The following is an 18,652-nucleotide window of genomic DNA, read 5'->3' as shown; positions in this document are numbered from 1 at the left end:
CTGATGAGTCGAGATGCGAAGGGCCCCTACAGATTTGCCATCGATGCGGGGGCACCGTGGTAAGAAGAAATGCTGGCGACACACGTCGGTTCAGGAAAAAGTCCGGCGTGTCGCGCTGATGCTTGGCGGGCAACCGGAGCAGCCCGCAAGACATGGTCAGGCCGGTCTTCCCCCGTGTTCGGTGATCACCATAGTGTCGGTTACGCTGACAAAGAGCGGCGTGATGGCATATTCGCCTCTCGCATCTTCAGGTGCTGTAACGGTGACGATAGCCGAGGCAGGCGCACCGTTCACGAAACAGGAGAAGAGCGCAGAGTTCTCGAACTGGCCGGACGTCAGCGCCTCGAAGGCGCTGACGTGATCTCTGCGGATATTGGCGCTCATGCGACGATCCCTCCCGCTTTGCGGGCGCGCTCGGCATAGGCGCTGAGGGTGCCATCGGCCTTGAAGTGAAGGTCACGTTCGACGGGCAATCCAAGACGACCGCGGGCGGCTCGAATTTCGCTGACGCGAACCGAGCCGATCTCAGGAAAGCCAAGCCCGAGGTCGCAGAGGCCGTGCGCGATATCCGGGTCCTCCGGATCAGTTTCGGAAAGTAGCCAGGTCGCTCCGGCATCAGGGGTGAAGAGTTTGACAACGGGTTCGAAGTCGAGAGTGTCTTCGCCTGCTTCGATGCGGTCCTGGTTGGTGCGCCCGTTCGCGGCGAGTTGGTCGAGGATGGATTGTGGCAGAGGGTCCATGAGGTGTCTCCTTGGATGTCGGTTTGGAAAGACCGGGACGGAAGGCACCGTCCCGGAGGGCGGCTCATTCGACGAGGTCCGGGGCATCGCCCTGCCCGTCTGGCTTCGGCTCGAAAAGGACGATCTGTCCAGTCACGGGCGTGGCGAAGAGCTGGATGGTCAGGAAGGATTTCGCGTCGGGCTTCTGCGGGAACGCGACACCGATCTTGTGAAAGCGGGTCTTGCCGTCTTTTCCTTTGTCGGGTGTCGTGACGGTATAGTAGCGGATCATGTCGATCTCCTCTCGTTTTCGATGCAAGAAGAGACAGGAACCGTTAGGACAGGCTGTCAGGCGGAACTTTGGTCCGCGGGGAATGGCCGCATCAGCGGGCAGGGGAAAGTTCTGCTTGAAAGGAGCAAGCGGTGCGCGCGACCGTCAGCCGAGCCAGGTTCCGGAGATTGCATCCAAAAGAAAACGCGCAGAGATCGACAGTTCGTCATCGTAGCACGGCACTTCCGACCATAGGTGCGCTAGAGCCGTTAGCGAAGATCCATCGGTGCAAAACGAGAGGCCGCAACGCAAAACCCTCGTATAGCTGCACGATGCTGCTCATCTTCTGAGGCTGCAGCTAGACGTTGTGGATCAGGCCACGATCCAAAATCTGATGCTGGCGAGTCCCGGTGTACTTCAGAAACCCGCCTACACCACCAAACTGCAAGCTGACTTTCGCCGGACATGCAGCTTACGGCTGGTTTGAGCTGACACTTCTGAATTCCCCGCAACGCGGCGAATGCTGGTTTCGCGCAGTTGCCGGATGTTCAGTTCGTTTTGTTGTCTAGCGGATTTTTTATTGCGCCAAGCAAAGGTTCGTCGACCCTGTGTCTCTTTGGTTACAGGTCCGGAGCCGAAGCTAAGTGCGACATCTGCATCACTTCACGTCGACATAGGCATGAGCGCTGACACGGCTCTTCAATGCGCGACAGGCGTCAGGCCAGGCCCGATCATCTGCGTCAAAAGCTGAACGCAGGTAGGCCCATGTCATGCGCTGAACGACTGCTAGGCGATCGGGGTCCTCGTCACCTGTTTCCTTGGCATCGTAGCCCGAAACGCCGCCAAGCCCGTGTTTCCCACCGATCAGGGTCAGCATCGCTTCCGCGCCTGGACCATCACGGAACGGGTCCCTATACCAATCCGCGCCGCGAGTAGTGAGATGAGTGGCGAGGTCAGCGTCCCCGGCGACCACCAGCGTTTTCGTCGTCATATGCGAGAAGTCTGGGTTCAGCGCCGAGTAACTCTGTTTCGCGTTGTCGCTCAGACCATCGCCACCGTTTCCCGGCGCTGCGAGAAGGACACCGACCTTGATGCGCGGTTCGATCATATTGACGTCTGTTGCGTCAGGGTCTTTGGGATCGGTCAGACGTGCACCGAGCAACATGCCGGCTGTCTGCCCGCCCAGGGAGTGCCCCACAGCGGCAACTTTGCTGTGATCAACGCGGTCGGCAATGCTTGGAACCGATGCCTCAATCTCATCGAGGTGATCCAGGATCATAGACATGTCCTGAACACGCGAGCGCCAGAACAGTGGGCCACCCGGTGCGTCAGGAGCCAGTCCAGCGACCTTCGAGTTCACGTGCGTCGGTTGAATCACGACAAAACCATGCGCAGCATAGAAATTCGCCAAAGGGCCATAGCCGTCCTTTGACGGGATATAGAGGGAGGGCCCATGTCCATGCGACAAAAGGATAATGGGCAGATCGCGACCCCTTACAGGGGCAGTGATGCGCATTTCCAACGGCACGCCACGATCTGGGGCCTGCAAGATCACCGGGCTGATAGAGACTGTCTGTGTTGCGTCGTTGATAGGAATGTGGCGGGCATCGGTGATGAGGTTGTTCATGGCTCCATTTTCCTTTCTGAGTTGGGGGAGACCTGGAGGCGCTATGACGCCAATGCTGCCTCGGCTATCGCGATGGCAGACTTTTCTTCGATATGGCCTTGCAAGTCGGACGCCTTTGCGAAGGCATTCGCGGCTTCGGACCAAGCGGTGTCGTCACAATAGAGCGCACTGCGCAGATATGCTGTGCTCAGTTCCCGGACGGCTGAGACCCTTGCCGGGCTTTCGTCGGTCGTGTCGGTCACTCCGTAGCCGGTGATCCCGCCCAACAGGTGTTCACCACCAAACAGTGTCAGCAAAGCGGTGGCACCTGGGCTAAGCGTGTAGACATCCTTAAACCAATCCGGCCCGCGTGTGCTGAGCGGCGAGTCGTCCTTGTCCCCTGCGACGACCAGCACAGGCGTGGTCAGTTCACCGAAGCTGGGTGACATGAACGAGAAGTGTTCGGCGGCGAACGGTGTAAGAAACTCGCCACCAAGACCTGTCGTCGAGAGTAAAACGCCAGCCTTGATCCGCGGATCCGACATGTCCTCGCCGATAGCACCGTCAGAACCGATAACGCGCGCGCCCAGCAACATGCCGACGGTCTGCCCGCCGTAGGAATGGCCAACGGCAGCAATCCGGGTCTGGTCAAGCCGTCCCTTGAGCTGGGGTACAGTGCCTTCAATCCGATCCAGATGGTCGAGAATGCATTTCATATCCGCGACGCGATGCTTCCAGATGTCAGGTGTTCTTGGATCATCAGGCGCGAGGCCGAGTGTGGCAGAGTCCAGGAATGTGGGCTGGATCGCGGCAAACCCATGCGCCGTCCAGAAATCGACCAGCGGGGCATAGTCGCGCATGGATTTCGCAAAACCATGCGCCATCAAGATAACGGGCAAGCTTGTACCAACAGCCGGAGCTGAGGCACGAATATGGAGGTCTTGCCCCCGGTCAGGAGCGGGTAGGGCAATGGGGCCGTATGTCATGACGGCCGGGGTGCTTTGATTTGGTGCAGGCATGAGCTTCTGTCCTTTCCATTGAAATCTCTGGCGATGCGCGCCGCTTCGAGATATAAAACGGAACGCTGCTCCGATTTTATATACGGAACGGCGTTCCGCATGTCAATGTAAAGCGGACCAATGTTCCGTTTATGTGATTGGAGAGTCCGTTGAGTCAGGAAAAGACAGCCACAGCTGAGGGGGCCAAGCGGCCGGTAACCAAGGAAAAGAAGGTGCGTGCTGATGCGCAGCGCAGCACGGACGCCCTTCTAGACGCGGCGAAGAAAGTGTTTGCGGCCTCCGGCGTGGATGCTCCGGTGCGCGAGGTCGCCGAGGCGGCCGGGGTGGGAATCGGCACCGTCTACCGGAACTTTCCAAAGCGTTCCGACTTGGTCGCCGGGGTTTTCCGCCGTGAGGTAGACGCCTGTGTGGCCGAGGCGGCAGCGCTCTCGGACGCGCATCCGCCTTGCGAAGCCCTGTCGTTGTGGCTGCACCGCTATACGCAATTCATCGCGACCAAAAAGGGCCTCGCCTCAGCTTTGCATTCTGGTGATCCCGCATTCGCGACGCTGCCAGACTACTTTCGAGAGAATTTCGAACCCGCACTAGCTGCTCTGCTGGACAAGGCCGCAAAAGCCGGAGACATCGATGGCACCACCGACCCCTACGATCTGTTGCGGGCAATCGGAAACCTCTCGGTTGCTTCTGGCGAGGATGGCGCGGCCCATATTAGACGCATGGTTGATCTCTTGATCAACGGATTGCGACATGGCGCAGAAAAGCCTGGCGACCTTGTTGCCCAACAGGATAAAACCTAGCCAAGATGCTGGTTTCTGGAGACCTCTGGCGAGGGTTCTTCGCCGCGCACTCTGATCACATGAACGCGAAACTTTTTGCGTTTTCCGTTGCCGGACTTTGCATGTCTTAGACTACTGTGTTCCCTGGGAATTCGAGATTGCCAGCGTTGGTCGCGCTGTAGCGAAAACTCAGGCCGTGGCGAACACGCGGTTGGATTCAAGACCTAACTTGGTTCAGCGTTGCTCCTTTTTTGACCTCCGAACCATAGCGAGCATTTCAGAGCATTGCCAAGATACAAACTCCGACGATGATTGCCGAGGCCACGAGATCCAGTGGGCCAAACGCCATGTCGTGGCTGTGAAGCCATTCCCGTTCTTGCCGTCTTTGCAGACCGGCGCAGTCGTGTGGGTGTTTGTCACACCAGTTTCTATTTTTCATGTCGTCCTTCACCTCCACTTGGGAGGGCGCGAATGCCCTCCCAAATAATTGTTCCATTTCGATTGGCTTAGCTTTTGATGAAGTCGAGCAGATCGGCGTTCACCAGATCGGGATGCGTCGCAAAGAAGCCGTGCGACAGACCGTCGTACACCTTCAAGGTTCCGTTCGGCAGCAGCTTAACCGCTTTCTCCGCGGAGTTCGCGATCGGGACGACTTGGTCGTCGTCTCCGTGCATCACAAGTGTCGGCACGTTCATCGCCTTCAAGTCTTCGGTCTGGTCGGTCTCGGAGAAGACCGCAATGCACTGGTAATGAGCAGAGGCGCTGCCCATCATACCCTGACGCCACCAGTTCTGAATCTGGCCCTGGCTGACCTCGGCACCTTCCCGGTTGAAGCCGAAGAACGGACCCGATGGCACATCGAGGTAGAACTGCGCCCGGTTCGCGGCCAAGGCGGCCCGGAACCCATCGAAGACCTCCATCGGAATGCCATCCGGATTGGCCTCGGTCTGCAGCATCAACGGCGGGATCGCACCTAGCAGGGCGGCTTTGGCAACCCGGCCCGGCTCGGCCTTCGCGACATAAGCCGCAACCTCGCCGCCGCCGGTGGAGTGGCCGATGTGCACGGCATTTTTCAGGTCCAACGCTGCGGCCAGATCAACCACATCGTTGGCATAGGTCGCCATATCATGTCCCTGGTCGGTTTGGTCCGAGCGCCCGTGACCGCGGCGGTCGTGAGCGATCACTCGGTAGCCATGCGCAAGGAAGAACAGCATCTGGTTGTCCCAGTCGTCGCCGCTCAGGGGCCATCCGTGGTGAAAGACGATGGGCTGTGCATCGCGCGGGCCCCAATCCTTGTAGAAGATCTTGGTTCCATCGCGGGTTTTAATAGTAGACATAATCGTTTCTCCTTCGTTTTGAGTAAGGGTTCGCGCCGCCAGGGCGGCAGGCATCGCAGCGAGCAACGCTGTTGCTGCACCGGTCTGCAAAACAGTGCGTCGTGTCACTTGGTTTTGGGTCATATTGATCGGGCCTCGGTGCTTGTTTCGATGACCCCAATATTGCAATTGAGATGGCGATCAGCGATTGTCACAAATGACAAAATGAGGTGCAAAAGTGACAAATGCGAAAACCGGCTGGGTCGCTGAGGTCGGACTGTTGGTCTACCCCGACTGCCAGCTGTCGGCGATTTACGGCCTCACAGACTTGTTCAGGATTGCGGGCGAATGGGCCGACGGGGACGCGTCTCGAAAGGTTCGCGTGACGCATTGGCGTGCCGAAGATCACGGACAGCCGACATGCATCTGGGATTCCGACCCAGGTCAGCCCCATCGGCTTGATTACGTCATCGCGCCGCCCAGTATCGTGATGCCGGGCAATATGCAGTCCATGTCGGAAGAGACTGAGTGGCTGCGCTCTCGACACAAAGAGGGCAGCCGGGTTTGCTCGATCTGCGCCGGTGCGTTTGTTCTCGCGGAAAGCGGTTTGCTGCACGGCAGGCGGGTCACGACCCATTGGGCCTTCGCCAAAGAACTTGCAGAGCGCCACGAAGACATTGAGGTCGCTGACCGAAACCTGGTGCTGGATGATGGGGACGTGATTTCAGCGGGCGGCATCCTTGCCTGGACCGATCTTGGGCTGACCCTGGTCGAACGCTTCTTCGGGCGCAGCACGATGCTCTCGACCGCGCGGTTTCTGGTCGTTCAGCCGCCGCGTGCCTCGCAACTCCCGTTCACGGAGTTTGTCCCTGATTTCGATCACTCAGATGCGGCGATCCTGCGCGTTCAGCACCACATCCACGCTGATCTGGCTGCACCGTTGAACCTGAGCGACCTCGCCGAGGTCGCAAGTCTGGGTAAGCGAACCTTCATGCGCCGGTTTGCCAAAGCCACATCGCTCAACCCGACTGAGTACATTCAACTGGCGCGCGTCGCCAAAGCCAGGGGCATCCTGGAGCTTACCAACCGCCCATTGGACCAAATTGCATGGGAGGTCGGCTACAAAGACCCGTCCGCGTTCAGTAAGATATTCCAGCGCGTCTCAGGCGTAACGGCCTCAGAGTACCGTCATCAATTCGGTGTGCTGCAAGGCCAAACTTAGTCAGCACTAATCAGCTAAAGCGGCCATTGGCGCAGTCGCAGCAAAGGTCGGCTCTGTCCTGATAGTGTTGAAGAAGTCGACGTTTGATTTGTGAACGGCGATGTCCGAAGTGGCTGGGTCGTTCTTCTCAGCCCGATGGTTCTGGTTGCGGGACCAGTTTCGCAAGTTTCCTGAGGTTCTGGGCGGTTGCTGCGAGCTGGAACTGTTCGTATGCGCCTTTGGGTCCTCGAAGTCGCATCATCGGCACGCCGATGTATCGCTTCAGATGGGCGAAGAGCATCTCGACTTTCCGCCTTTGAATGAATGAGGTCATGTAGGCGTCTGTTTTGCGGATATCGCGGGCGACGTCCCGAGCTGCTTCGTGGACTGACCTCATGACGCGTCGCCCGGGATCACCTGGGCAGCATTGTGGCTTCAGCGGGCAGGCATCACAATCATGCTTCGAGGCGCGGTATCGGATGAACCCGTCTTTGCCGCCGTTGGGCTTTCGTGGTTTGGAGAAGTTCCGACGATATGTCCGCAGTTCTTTGTTGCCGGGGCATGTGTAGCTGTCGGTCGCTGGGTCGTAGACGAAGTCTTCCCGGGAGAATGTGCCATCCGTCCGTTTGGATTTATCCCAGACCGGGATGTGCGGAGCGATGCCGCGCTCTTCCACCAACCAGCCCAGCATCTCTGCCGATCCGTAACCTGTGTCGCCAACCAGCTTGTCAGGCGTCATGCTGAAGCGATCCGTGATCCGGTCGATCATGCGCCGCGCAGCAAACGCCTCAGCGGTTCGGATCGGAACCGACGGTTCGACATCCACGATCACCGCATTGTCCAAATCCACCATGTAGTTGGTGGAATAGGCGAAGAAGGCTGCCCCGCCATCTGCCCCTGTCCAGCGTGCGGCGGGATCGACGGGTGAGATGTATTTGGGAACGACTTTGGTTGATGCGCCGAATGCGGCGTCATCCAATGTCTCAAGATATTCTTCAACCATGCGTGTTGTCAGATCGGGCGGCAGCCCCTCCTTGCTATCAATGCCACGGGTCTGGTTCGCATTCGCCGGGATCAAGCTGGCATCAACGCCAAAACTCTCGCCGCCAACTAGGCCTTCATCGATGCAGCGCTGTAGAACCGTTTCAAACAGATGGCGGAACAAGTCGCTCTTTCGGAAACGACCATGCCGGTTCTTCGAGAAGGTCGAATGGTCAGGCACCGGATCAGTGAGATCGAGCCTGCAAAACCACCTGTACGCCAGATTGACGTGGACCTCCTCGCACAGGCGGCGCTCAGATCGAATGCCTTGGCAGTAGCCCAATAACAGCATCCGGATCATCAGCTCGGGGTCAATCGAAGGACGACCGTGTGAGCTGTACGAGGGCGCCAAAAGCGGTCTGACATCAGACAAATCAAGGAAACGATCAATGCCCCGCAGCGGATGATCGTCAGGCACAAATTCCTCAATCGAGAACTCGTAAAACAGCGCGCCCTGCGCCACCTGCCTTGGTCCCATCATCACCGCACCTCCACTCTCAAGACGAGTGAATCAGCGCCCGACCAACCAATCAATGGACTTTTTCAACACTATCTCCTGACAGTGGACGTTGACCAACGCAAATAGTAGGAAGGCAAGCGGTACGGTTCTGAAGTGAAGGTCAGCTTCGAGCCCATTTTCACTGATGCTGCACCTTGCACCAATGGCGGCTTCGGTCGCGTTTGCAGACCTAATCCGAGCCGCCAAGCGCGTTTAGTGCTGCTTCCATCTCCCGTAACCCCTTGTGTCGAGGTTTGTCATTCCGGGTCACAACGGCCAACTCGCGCGCCAGACGCGGTGCAAGTGACCGGATGGAGAGACCAGACTGATCGGGGTGTTCACCCACACCGGATTTCGGCAAAATCGCACATCCCAGGCCAGCACTGACCAGACCCTTAATCGCTTCGACGCTGCCGAGGTCCATGACGGGTGCGATGGAAACTCCGGCGCTTGCAAGCCAGCCATCAACCAGCGTTCTCGTATGACCGCCCGCCTCGTAGAGGATCAAGGGAAGGCCGGTCAGCTCGTCCGCGCCAATGCTGGTGCTCAATTGCGCATCATCTGCCGCACTGACGAATACAAACTCGTCTTCCAGGATCGGCGTCACGGAAAACATCCGACCCGAGATCGGCAGGGTCACGAAGGCGATGTCGAGCGTGTTGTCCTCGATCTCCTTCAGGATATCCCGTGTATCCCCCGTTTTCACGGTTATCTGGAGGGACGGAAACCGCTCCTTGAGTTGGCGGAAAACCGGCGGCAAAAGATGGATGCAGGCGGTGGCACCAGTACCGAGCCGCACGCGCCCTCCCTGATCGGAACTGAAACTGGCCAACTCGCTGATCGCAGTCTCCACGTCGCCTCCGATACGGCGGGCATGGTCGATCAGGACCAACCCGGCCTGCGTCGGACGCACGGTCTTGCCAACCCTCTCGACCAAACGGAGGCCAAGTTTCTTCTCCAGCTGCCTGATCTGTAGACTGACGGCAGGCTGCGTGATCCCGATACGATCCGCCGCAGCGGTAAAGCTGCCAAGCTCTGTCACGTCAAGAAAGGTCTGTAGCTGGCCGAGATTCAGATCGCGCATACCAAAGGTATACTTATGCTCTGCATAAATTGCCAAATCTTCTTTTATTCATAGGTTTGTGAAAATGTAGGCCCGAAGATATTCAGACCGGAGATCATTTTCATGGGCAAGATAGTGCGGCCGTCTACAGACGGCGACATGGACGAGGTGCGTCTCATCTACGCGCATGAAGTGTTCTATGGGCTGTCCACTTTCGAGGAACAACCTCCCGATCTGGCGGAGATGATGAAGCGCCGTCAGGGTGTCCTGGCCCTCGGGATGCCGCATCTGGTCGCGGAGCTGGACGGCGAAATCCTCGGCTTCGCCTATGCCAGCCGACACCGACCCCGCCCGGCCTACAACCACACAATCGAAAACTCGGTTTATGTCGCAGAGGACATGCGCGGGACCGGCACCGGCAAGATGCTGTTGTCTGCGCTGATCGAAGAGTGCGAGCGCGGACCCTGGCGACAGGTCGTGGCGGTGATCGGGGATTCCGGCAACGCCGGGTCAATCGGGTTACACAAGTCTCTTGGCTTCCGGCAGGTCGGCATCCTCCAGTCGGTCGGATTCAAGCTTGGCCGATGGGTCGATACGGTTATCATGCAACGCCCGCTCAATGAGGGTGACGAGACCCTTCCGGGACGCGGGTAACGGTTTGATCTCTCGAAAGTCGGTCTGGGCGCTCGGGCTGGCGCAACTCATATCCTGGGGTATTTCATTCTACTATGTCGGGGTATTCGGAGATCTGATCGTTGAAGACCTCGGCTGGTCCCGTGCCTTCGTCTTCGGCGGGTTTTCCGCAGCACTTGTCACGATGGGTGCCGTGTCCTCGTTTGTTGGAAAAGCCATAGACACATTCGGGGGGCGACCCGTTCTCATGGCCGGAGCGATGCTCTGCGCTGCCAGCCTGTCGGTTCTCGCGATGAGCGACGGCACTCTATTTTACTACGCGGGATGGGTCGGCCTCGGCATTGCCATGCGCTGCACACTATATGACGCCGCCTTCGCAACGCTCGTGAAAATCGAAGGCGGGTCAGCCCGGCGGTCCATTACCCAGATCACGCTTCTTGGCGGTCTGGCCGCGACCTGCTTCTGGCCGTTGGGACATTTTCTGGCCGAAAACTACGGGTGGCGTTGGGCAACGCTGATCTATGCAGGCTTCGCCCTTGTGCTGTTGCTACTTTATGCAACGCTGCCGGATAATAACCACGCGCAAGAATCCCGGCCTTCGGAACCGGACCTGACAGATAATGCGGGTCGAACGGACAATCTTGCCAGATCAGCCATTCTTTACGCCACGATCATCGCGCTCGGGAACGGCTTGCACGCCGGGATGTCCGCGCATCTGATCACCGTCCTGACCGAACTTGGTCTTGCGGCCGGGCTGGCCGTTTCCGTCGCCGCTTTGCGCGGCGTCGGGCAGACCACCGGTCGTGTGGCGGAGCTGGCGTTCGGACAGAGGGCTCATCCGATCACTCTGAACACATTCGCCGCTGCCTTGATCGTCGCCAGCTTCGCGCTCGGGTTTCTGGCGGCCGGGATGTATCTGACGGCGGCCGCATTTGTGTTTATCTATGGCGTCGCCACCGGCCTTCTGACGATCACGCGAGGCACGTTGCCGCTCGTCCTGTTCGATCACCGCCGCTATGGGGCGATGGTTGGTGTCCTGCTTGTGCCGAGTTTTATGGTGTCAGCGGCATCGCCCGTGATTTTTGCGTATATTCTCGATGAACTTGGCCCATATGCGATCCTCAGCGTTTCTCTGGCGGTCGGTGCGCTGATGGTTCTGGCGTCGCTCGCGCTACCGTCGAGTGAGAGTGGCGTTGGAAGGGAAAGACCGTGAAGGCAGAAAATGTAACTTCCCGAACCGGACGAAGGTTGCGCTCCGAAGCAGTCATTCATTGCAACAGAGTGAATGGCTGCAAAGTCCGGATAGTGTTGAAAAAGTCCATTGATTGGTTGGTCGGGCGCTGATTCACTCGTCTTGAGAGTGGAGGTGCGGTGATGATGGGACCAAGGCAGGTGGCGCAGGGCGCGCTGTTTTACGAGTTCTCGATTGAGGAATTTGTGCCTGACGATCATCCGCTGCGGGGCATTGATCGTTTCCTTGATTTGTCTGATGTCAGACCGCTTTTGGCGCCCTCGTACAGCTCACACGGTCGTCCTTCGATTGACCCCGAGCTGATGATCCGGATGCTGTTATTGGGCTACTGCCAAGGCATTCGATCTGAGCGCCGCCTGTGCGAGGAGGTCCACGTCAATCTGGCGTACAGGTGGTTTTGCAGGCTCGATCTCACTGATCCGGTGCCTGACCATTCGACCTTCTCGAAGAACCGGCATGGTCGTTTCCGAAAGAGCGACTTGTTCCGCCATCTGTTTGAAACGGTTCTACAGCGCTGCATCGATGAAGGCCTAGTTGGCGGCGAGAGTTTTGGCGTTGATGCCAGCTTGATCCCGGCGAATGCGAACCAGACCCGTGGCATTGATAGCAAGGAGGGGCTGCCGCCCGATCTGACAACACGCATGGTTGAAGAATATCTTGAGACATTGGATGACGCCGCATTCGGCGCATCAACCAAAGTCGTTCCCAAATACATCTCACCCGTCGATCCCGCCGCACGCTGGACAGGGGCAGATGGCGGGGCAGCCTTCTTCGCCTATTCCACCAACTACATGGTGGATTTGGACAATGCGGTGATCGTGGATGTCGAACCGTCGGTTCCGATCCGAACCGCTGAGGCGTTTGCTGCGCGGCGCATGATCGACCGGATCACGGATCGCTTCAGCATGACGCCTGACAAGCTGGTTGGCGACACAGGTTACGGATCGGCAGAGATGCTGGGCTGGTTGGTGGAAGAGCGCGGCATCGCTCCGCACATCCCGGTCTGGGATAAATCCAAACGGACGGATGGCACATTCTCCCGGGAAGACTTCGTCTACGACCCAGCGACCGACAGCTACACATGCCCCGGCAACAAAGAACTGCGGACATATCGTCGGAACTTCTCCAAACCACGAAAGCCCAACGGCGGCAAAGACGGGTTCATCCGATACCGCGCCTCGAAGCATGATTGTGATGCCTGCCCGCTGAAGCCACAATGCTGCCCAGGTGATCCCGGGCGACGCGTCATGAGGTCAGTCCACGAAGCAGCTCGGGACGTCGCCCGCGATATCCGCAAAACAGACGCCTACATGACCTCATTCATTCAAAGGCGGAAAGTCGAGATGCTCTTCGCCCATCTGAAGCGATACATCGGCGTGCCGATGATGCGACTTCGAGGACCCAAAGGCGCATACGAACAGTTCCAGCTCGCAGCAACCGCCCAGAACCTCAGGAAACTTGCGAAACTGGTCCCGCAACCAGAACCATCGGGCTGAGAAGAACGACCCAGCCACTTCGGACATCGCCGTTCACAAATCAAACGTCGACTTCTTCAACACTATCTCCGCATAGCCGACTTTAACTTGAACGTCTTCGCTGCTGCTCCCTGATATCTGTTTGCGGAGACGGACACGCATCTGATGGCCGCTTTTCACCTCACCTCCGTCGCCAAACACTCTGCACGATAGACATAGTACCTCGCTCTTCCGCGACAGTCGCACCGCCGACACCGAAAACGCCCGACCAGGTTGACCAGCGGCATTGACGGGTTGAACCGCAAGTAAAGCTGATATGGCGGAACCATGTATTTGTGAGAGCAGACGCCACAGACGACCTCAAGCACGTCTGCCGCCTTTAAGTCACAAATCTTGACGTGGTGACCGAAGCCATAGACTTGAGAGATGAGCGGCATACGGGGGAGAACATAATAAGAACATCCGTTCCGAGTCCAGCCTCAGATTTCGGGCTGCTCGCGCATTCCTTCGCCCTCACCGATCAACTGCATCCGATCAGCGGGCAAGCCGCCAAGCAAGCTGTGCGCCTCATCAGCGGACCCACGAAGCCATTGATCGTAGTCTCTCCGATCAAGTATCACCGGCATTCGGTTGTGGTACTGCAGAGCAAACTCATTAGGCGCCGTAGTCATGATCGAGAAGACTGTCTCATCAACGTCAGTGTCACCGAACGTGCCAATCTGGTGTTTCCAGATGCCAGCGAATGCAAAGCCCTCTGCGTCTTTGACATTCGCCCAATGATAGGTTGCGGGCATAGATCCCGTTGCCTCAGCGTAGGCGGTCGCGGGCACCAAGCAACGCCGGTTCTTGAAGCTGCCATGCCAAAGTGGCGTGGACCACACTTTGTCTGCTCGGGTGTTGTTCCATGCAGTGGGCTTAAGCCACTTCCCGGTTTTCTTGGACTTGTTTGGTGTCAGAAAACCCCAGGATGCGAGGTTCATCGTTCTGATGTCGCCGTCTGCCACAACGATTGGTGCCCGGTGTTTTGGCCAGACCGACCGGCGAGGCTCCATGTTTCCGACCGTCGAGTTTTCTGGTGCGACATCGAACATGTTGCGCATCGCATCGAGCGGCATGGTCATTGAGTAGAGGTTGCACATAATTCATTGCCTGATTCCCCATCACCGCATTGGGCCTTCGTATTTCTCGCCGATCAAGGACATTTGCGGACGGCCCGCTGGAACACTCAAAGGTGTTCAGATTGTTAAAGTGATTGTTGACGGCCCAAACATTGCTTCGGAACAGGGGTGGGGGAGGACTCTAGCCAAACAAAGTGGCGATCAATGTCGCCACCATTATGATGATGACTACGACCTCATAGTTCTGGAGCAACTCTTCTTTGATCTTCAGCAGCAATCGTCTCATGCTCCGCCCTTTCGTGATCCAAAAATCGTGACCGTTCTAAGGCGAAGGCGCCCCAATATTGCCACATGTGTGCAAATTCTGTGGCAGACAAATCGGGCAGGAACGCGGCGGAGGTGAGACAGTATCACGGTTTTCGACTGTATCGTTCGATCCGTGGAAACGGCCTACAGCTCGTCGCTGCAAGCCCTTATCAAACGTCCAACCATCAATAGATGATGACAGGGCCGCTCATCTCGCTCCTTGTTAACCATTTATTCGAAGTTTCCGGACAACTTCTTCGCATGAAGTACGTTTGGAAAATTGTGGTCTGCCACTCAACCGATGAACCCGACCGCCGCCAGGGCTATGCCTGGGCTGGCAGCATGGGAGAGGCGCTGGAGATGGCTGGCGATGCAAACGCTGTAGCTATCCCTCAGACACACAAGATTTGGCCGGGTAGTCCCAAGACGTTCTTCTGGAATTGAGCCAAGCTTCCTTCAGAGCCGACGCCTCGGAACGCAACTCCTTCACCTCGGGGCTGGCGGCAGTTAACGGCTGCTTCGGTGGCGTGCGCGGCATCGCAAAAAAGTCTGCCTCGACTGTGAAGAAATGCTGCGCCAGCACAGTCCCAAAAGTGAACGGCGGCTGAGGCCCGCGTTGCTGCCACCACCTATTGGCGCCATGAAGGTCCGGGACCGTCACCTGCGAACCCTTAGGCAGGTCTGTTTTGAAACCGCGTAAACGGCGGCCTCACCCCGATCCGGTTGCAGTTCATGCAGAAAATCGACCGCACGCTGCGCATGTGCCGCGGCTTGGAAGATGTATCGCTTATCGCTCCGAAGACCGCGAAGCCAATGATCGATATAGGCGGCATGCTCCGGGCGCGGATCAGGCGACGTTCCCAGATCGGCGGCCAGAAAGGCAGCACCCAGTTCCGCGACAAGCTCCTCTTGCGCATAGCCTTCATCGCCCCAGCGTTTTCGACCGAAACTCCGGTCCAGGCGGTCGGGATGGCGGGTCCAGTGGGTGATCTCGTGACCGAGTGTGGCGTAGTAGCTCTCGGGATCTTGGAAGGTTTCGAACGGCGGCATCTGCACGTAATCCGGCTCGACAGCGTAATAGGCTTGGGTTCCCCCGTGACGAATGTCGGCTCCCGTCGCTGCAAAGAAGGAGGCTGAAGCTGCATCGCGCTCGACTGTGTCGAGTACTGGCTCTGGGACAGCGTAGAACGTCTCGGGAAGACCCTCGATCTGATCGACGTTGAAAACCGTGTAGCCTTTCATGAAGGGGATCGCGACCTCGCGGTCCTGACCGGCGGCGTCGGTTTCAGTCTTGCGGAAGGTGTCGGCATAGACAACCAGCTCGCCCTTTGCACCCTTGCGCACCTGGCCGCCGAGTTCCAGCGCCTGACGATAGGTCATCCAGGTCGGCGCGGCGAACCCTTTGGTGACCGAGGCGACCCAGAGCAGGACGATATTGAGACCGCGGTAGGCGACCCCGTCATGCCGCAGGGGCCGGGAAACCCGACCCGCAAGATGCCCGGCGCTCCAGGGCTTGTGCCAGGGTTGGGTCCCGGCTTCGAGATCAGCGATGATCTTCGCGGTGACACGGGTGTAGATGTCGGGTCGTTTTGCCATGATGTCCTCTTTTCGGCAGGTCCCTCGTGCGGGACGCGAAAAGGCAGGACGGACGCCGTGAGCCGACGGCGCATGGTCAACACGGGGGAGCGCCTGCGACCGGCGCGGGCAGGCCATTGCGCCGGCGGCGGCGTCTGTCACGCCCGCGCTCCTCTGCTCGCACGGGGGGCCTGACGGGAGGCGCAGCTGGCAGGCGGGTCGAGGAGTTATCTGCCCCCTGTCATCGGAACACGGCTGCGAATTGGCGAGGACCCAGGCGGAGACCCATTCCTAGAGCGCGCGCAGGTGGGCGATTGCGGCCAAGAGCGGCATGGCACGGAGCCCCCCCTGCCCCGGCACTTCGCGGGTCTCGGCATAGACCAGAAGCCGCTCCGCCACATCGAGATCATCTGCGGCGATGTGGAACCCGCGGGTGACCTTGGGGCTGGTCGTGCGTTTGACCTCAATGGCCCAAAGCGCGCCGCCGGGCAATTTCAGGATCAGGTCAATCTCCGCCCCGGCTGAGGAGCGGTAGAAACTGGCTTCCGTGCCGCGCGGGGCTGCCGCGATCAGGTTTTCGATGCAGAAGCCTTCCCAGGAGCCGCCGACCACCGGATGACCGAGCAACGCTTCCGAGGTCTCGATCCCCAGAAGCGCGTGGGTCAGGCCTGTATCGCGGATATAGACCTTGGGCGATTTGACGAGCCGCTTGCCGGTATTCGCGTGCCAGGGCGGGAGCCGTCGCACCATCATCAGGTCCACCAGCAGATCAAGATAGCGCGCAACGCTTTGGCCGGAGACGCCGAGGCCCGCCGCCAGCTTCGCCGCGTTCAAGAGCCCGCCCTGCTCATGGGCCAGCATGGTCCAGAACCGCCGGAGCGTCTCGGCCGGGATGCGCAGGCCGAAGCTCGGGATGTCGCGTTCGAGATAGGTGCGAATGAAATCCTCGCGCCAGGTCAAGCTGGCCCGGTCCGACTGGGTCAGGAAGCTGTCTGGAAAGCCGCCGCGTAGCCAGAGCCTCTGCAAGGCCCCCTGCCCCACTTCATCCAGCGTGAAGGGGGTCAGTTCGTGATAGCTGACCCGGCCTGCAAGCGATTCCGCGCTTTGCTGTAGCAGCGTATTGGAGGCCGACCCCAGGAGCAGGAATTGCCCGGTGCGGTGCCCGGCCCGCCGGCGGCGGTCGATCTGCCCCCGAAGTGCGCCGAACAGCCCCGGCATCAGTTGCACTTCGTCAATCACCACCAGCTTGCCCATCTGCGCGTCGAGGTAGAGATCGGGCTCCTCGAGGATCTGCCTGTCCGCGATCCGCTCCATATCGAGATAGATCGCCTCGCGGGTCTCTGCGATATCTTGGGCGAGCGTGGTCTTACCGACCTGACGCGGCCCGAGAAGGACGACCCCCGCCTGGGCATCGAGGGCGTCTTCGACCCGTTTGAGGTGATTGCGAACGATCATACCTTGCATTTATTCCATCTCGTGGAAGATTTGCAAGGATTTCGAGAAGCAACGCCCGGTCTCACGCCGCCATTTCGCCCAGCCGACCGAAGAAACTACGCTCCAGATGCAGCTCCCCTGCCCCGGCCTTTTCGACCATGCCCCGGAGATATCCGCCCGGTGAGTTGACCTCGCCCGAATGGACCTTCTCGAAGACCAAGGCAAATGCAGCCGCAGCAGCGGGTTTGCCCATCTGCTCCTGTGTGGTGATCCAGGCGTGGTCCGAGATCCCGATCATCGGCCGCAATTCACCGGCGACCCGCACGAAATCGCGCCAATCCCGGATATAGCCGCCCAGATCGCGCGCCCAGGAGGTGAATTCCGGGCAGGCTTGCAATATGGTCCCCAACTCGATCCCAACCTGCGGCCTGTTCGCCTCCCCTGCACCACTGTCCGATGCGGTCCGTGCCACAGGCACTGGCTGAGCCGATCCGGGTGGTACGGCTCCCGCTTCCTCATTTTCTGAGGAATTACGGGTTACAGGATGAAGTTGTTTTGTAATTTGTATGTGAGGACCAGAAATGACCTCCCTGGGGGTCATATTTTCGATTTTCATGGCCGTCTCAATGCTTTGATCCACAGGCTTTGTCTCCCGCAGAAACACCTCCTCGACCCGCGACAGCAGGTCAGCGAAGCGCTCAGCCAGTTGCTGAAGCATGTCGGCCCCCGCACGCGGGCCTGGCAGGCACGTCAGAAGCGCCTCAAAGGCCTGTTGCAGGCGCCGGAGCCCCGGCATGGGTCCTTGGCACTCCAGCGCCGCCTCGAGACGCGCCCGGATACTGCGCCGCGCAATCGTGATCTGACGCCGCAGACGCTGGCAGAGCGTCCGCTCCGCTGCCAGATCGGCCGCCAGTGCCTCGAACTCCGCGGCCCGGGCACTCAAGGGGGCGAGATCGAACCCGTAGGCCTCGACAATCACACCATCGGCATCGCGGCGGCCCCAGCGTTTGCCATTCGGGCTGTCTCGGAAGGTGATCACACCGACCTCGGACAGGCGCCGGGCGTGGCGTTTGAGCGTCGACAGGGAAAACCCGGTCCGCTCCATCAGATAGGCGTTCGACGCCCAGACGATGGGCCGTCGCCCCTCTTCCCAATCCTGGGGCTGGGTAAAGGCCGCAAGCATATCGAGCAGAAGAAGATCTGCCGCTTTCAGCCCGATATGGGCCCCCACACGTTTTGCCGCAACGACGCAGCGCGTCTTGGCAATGGAAATCTGTTCGCCGTCTCGGGCCAGCTGATCCGCGGTCCCGAGAGCCGGCGTCGGCTTGCGCCAACCGCTCTGTGTCAT

At 59.0% G+C, this 18,652-nt stretch carries 17 protein-coding genes; 5 read left to right on the top strand and 12 right to left on the bottom strand.

Translation table 11 applies throughout. The features are described from left to right. Positions 1-156: 156 nt before the first annotated feature. The 5 genes from ACVC7O_RS22430 to ACVC7O_RS22410 form a co-directional block, all read right to left on the bottom strand. Positions 157-384 carry a hypothetical protein gene (locus tag ACVC7O_RS22430; protein WP_458326452.1) on the bottom strand — a complete coding sequence of 76 codons (228 nt, stop codon included), beginning with the start codon at positions 382-384 and terminating at the stop codon, positions 157-159. Continuing rightward, the gene (locus ACVC7O_RS22425; RefSeq protein WP_458326451.1) at positions 381-740 is read right to left on the bottom strand and encodes a DUF2958 domain-containing protein; all 360 of its coding nucleotides are present in this window, start codon (positions 738-740) and stop codon (positions 381-383) included. The genes ACVC7O_RS22430 and ACVC7O_RS22425 overlap by 4 nt, the downstream gene beginning before the upstream one ends. Before the next feature lie 64 nt (positions 741-804). Then, entirely contained in the window at positions 805-1,011 is a 207-nt protein-coding gene (locus ACVC7O_RS22420; RefSeq protein ID WP_458326450.1) for a hypothetical protein, read from the bottom strand. Positions 1,012-1,648: 637 nt separating this feature from the next. Further along, positions 1,649-2,617, bottom strand: a complete 969-nt coding sequence (locus ACVC7O_RS22415) for an alpha/beta hydrolase family protein (protein ID WP_458326449.1) — start codon at positions 2,615-2,617, stop codon at positions 1,649-1,651. Positions 2,618-2,658: 41 nt separating this feature from the next. After that, the gene (locus ACVC7O_RS22410; RefSeq protein WP_458326448.1) at positions 2,659-3,615 is read right to left on the bottom strand and encodes an alpha/beta hydrolase family protein; all 957 of its coding nucleotides are present in this window, start codon (positions 3,613-3,615) and stop codon (positions 2,659-2,661) included. 149 nt (positions 3,616-3,764) lie between these two features. Here ACVC7O_RS22410 and ACVC7O_RS22405 point away from each other — a divergent pair, with 149 nt between their 5' ends. After that, positions 3,765-4,412, top strand: a complete 648-nt coding sequence (locus tag ACVC7O_RS22405; RefSeq protein WP_458326447.1) for a TetR/AcrR family transcriptional regulator — start codon at positions 3,765-3,767, stop codon at positions 4,410-4,412. Between the two features lie 485 nt (positions 4,413-4,897). Here the strand turns inward: ACVC7O_RS22405 and ACVC7O_RS22400 are convergent, their stop codons facing one another. Then, complete coding sequence (locus ACVC7O_RS22400) at positions 4,898-5,728, bottom strand: alpha/beta fold hydrolase (RefSeq protein WP_458326446.1); 831 nt, start codon at positions 5,726-5,728, stop codon at positions 4,898-4,900. 217 nt (positions 5,729-5,945) lie between these two features. Between ACVC7O_RS22400 and ACVC7O_RS22395 the strand changes: the two genes are divergently transcribed. Continuing rightward, positions 5,946-6,929 carry a GlxA family transcriptional regulator gene (locus ACVC7O_RS22395; RefSeq protein WP_458326445.1) on the top strand — a complete coding sequence of 328 codons (984 nt, stop codon included), beginning with the start codon at positions 5,946-5,948 and terminating at the stop codon, positions 6,927-6,929. A gap of 127 nt (positions 6,930-7,056) precedes the next feature. On the opposite strand, the gene ACVC7O_RS22390 is transcribed toward ACVC7O_RS22395, so the two are convergent. Next, positions 7,057-8,430, bottom strand: coding sequence for a transposase (locus ACVC7O_RS22390; protein ID WP_458326441.1), 1,374 nt, complete (start codon positions 8,428-8,430; stop codon positions 7,057-7,059). 208 nt (positions 8,431-8,638) lie between these two features. After that, a complete protein-coding gene (locus ACVC7O_RS22385) occupies positions 8,639-9,532 on the bottom strand; it encodes a LysR family transcriptional regulator (RefSeq protein WP_458326444.1) in 894 nt (297 codons plus the stop codon). Positions 9,533-9,670: 138 nt separating this feature from the next. On the opposite strand from ACVC7O_RS22385, the gene ACVC7O_RS22380 reads away from it, so the two are divergent. The 3 genes from ACVC7O_RS22380 to ACVC7O_RS22370 all read left to right on the top strand — a co-directional run bounded on the left by ACVC7O_RS22380 (position 9,671) and on the right by ACVC7O_RS22370 (position 12,892). Then, complete coding sequence (locus tag ACVC7O_RS22380) at positions 9,671-10,165, top strand: N-acetyltransferase family protein (RefSeq protein WP_458326443.1); 495 nt, start codon at positions 9,671-9,673, stop codon at positions 10,163-10,165. Positions 10,166-10,169: 4 nt separating this feature from the next. Then, entirely contained in the window at positions 10,170-11,357 is a 1,188-nt protein-coding gene (locus ACVC7O_RS22375; RefSeq protein ID WP_458326442.1) for an MFS transporter, read from the top strand. Positions 11,358-11,518: 161 nt separating this feature from the next. Next, positions 11,519-12,892: a transposase gene (locus tag ACVC7O_RS22370; RefSeq protein ID WP_458326441.1), complete on the top strand. Its 1,374-nt coding sequence runs from the start codon at positions 11,519-11,521 to the stop codon at positions 12,890-12,892. Between the two features lie 458 nt (positions 12,893-13,350). Here the strand turns inward: ACVC7O_RS22370 and ACVC7O_RS22365 are convergent, their stop codons facing one another. The 4 genes from ACVC7O_RS22365 to repC all read right to left on the bottom strand — a co-directional run bounded on the left by ACVC7O_RS22365 (position 13,351) and on the right by repC (position 18,652). Then, positions 13,351-14,010: an SOS response-associated peptidase gene (locus ACVC7O_RS22365; RefSeq protein ID WP_458326440.1), complete on the bottom strand. Its 660-nt coding sequence runs from the start codon at positions 14,008-14,010 to the stop codon at positions 13,351-13,353. Positions 14,011-14,952: 942 nt separating this feature from the next. Continuing rightward, complete coding sequence (locus tag ACVC7O_RS22360; RefSeq protein WP_458326439.1) at positions 14,953-15,891, bottom strand: ArdC family protein; 939 nt, start codon at positions 15,889-15,891, stop codon at positions 14,953-14,955. A 270-nt stretch (positions 15,892-16,161) separates the two neighbouring features. Further along, positions 16,162-17,325 (bottom strand): ATP-binding protein, encoded by a 1,164-nt coding sequence (locus tag ACVC7O_RS22355; protein ID WP_458326494.1) that lies wholly within the window; start codon positions 17,323-17,325, stop codon positions 16,162-16,164. A gap of 61 nt (positions 17,326-17,386) precedes the next feature. Further along, positions 17,387-18,652 (bottom strand): plasmid replication protein RepC, encoded by a 1,266-nt coding sequence (repC, locus tag ACVC7O_RS22350; RefSeq protein ID WP_458326438.1) that lies wholly within the window; start codon positions 18,650-18,652, stop codon positions 17,387-17,389.

It is taken from the genome of Roseobacter cerffii, assembly GCF_054226325.1.
The sequence above is the reverse complement of the archived record's forward strand: the minus strand, read 5'-3'. Positions and strand labels throughout refer to the sequence as shown.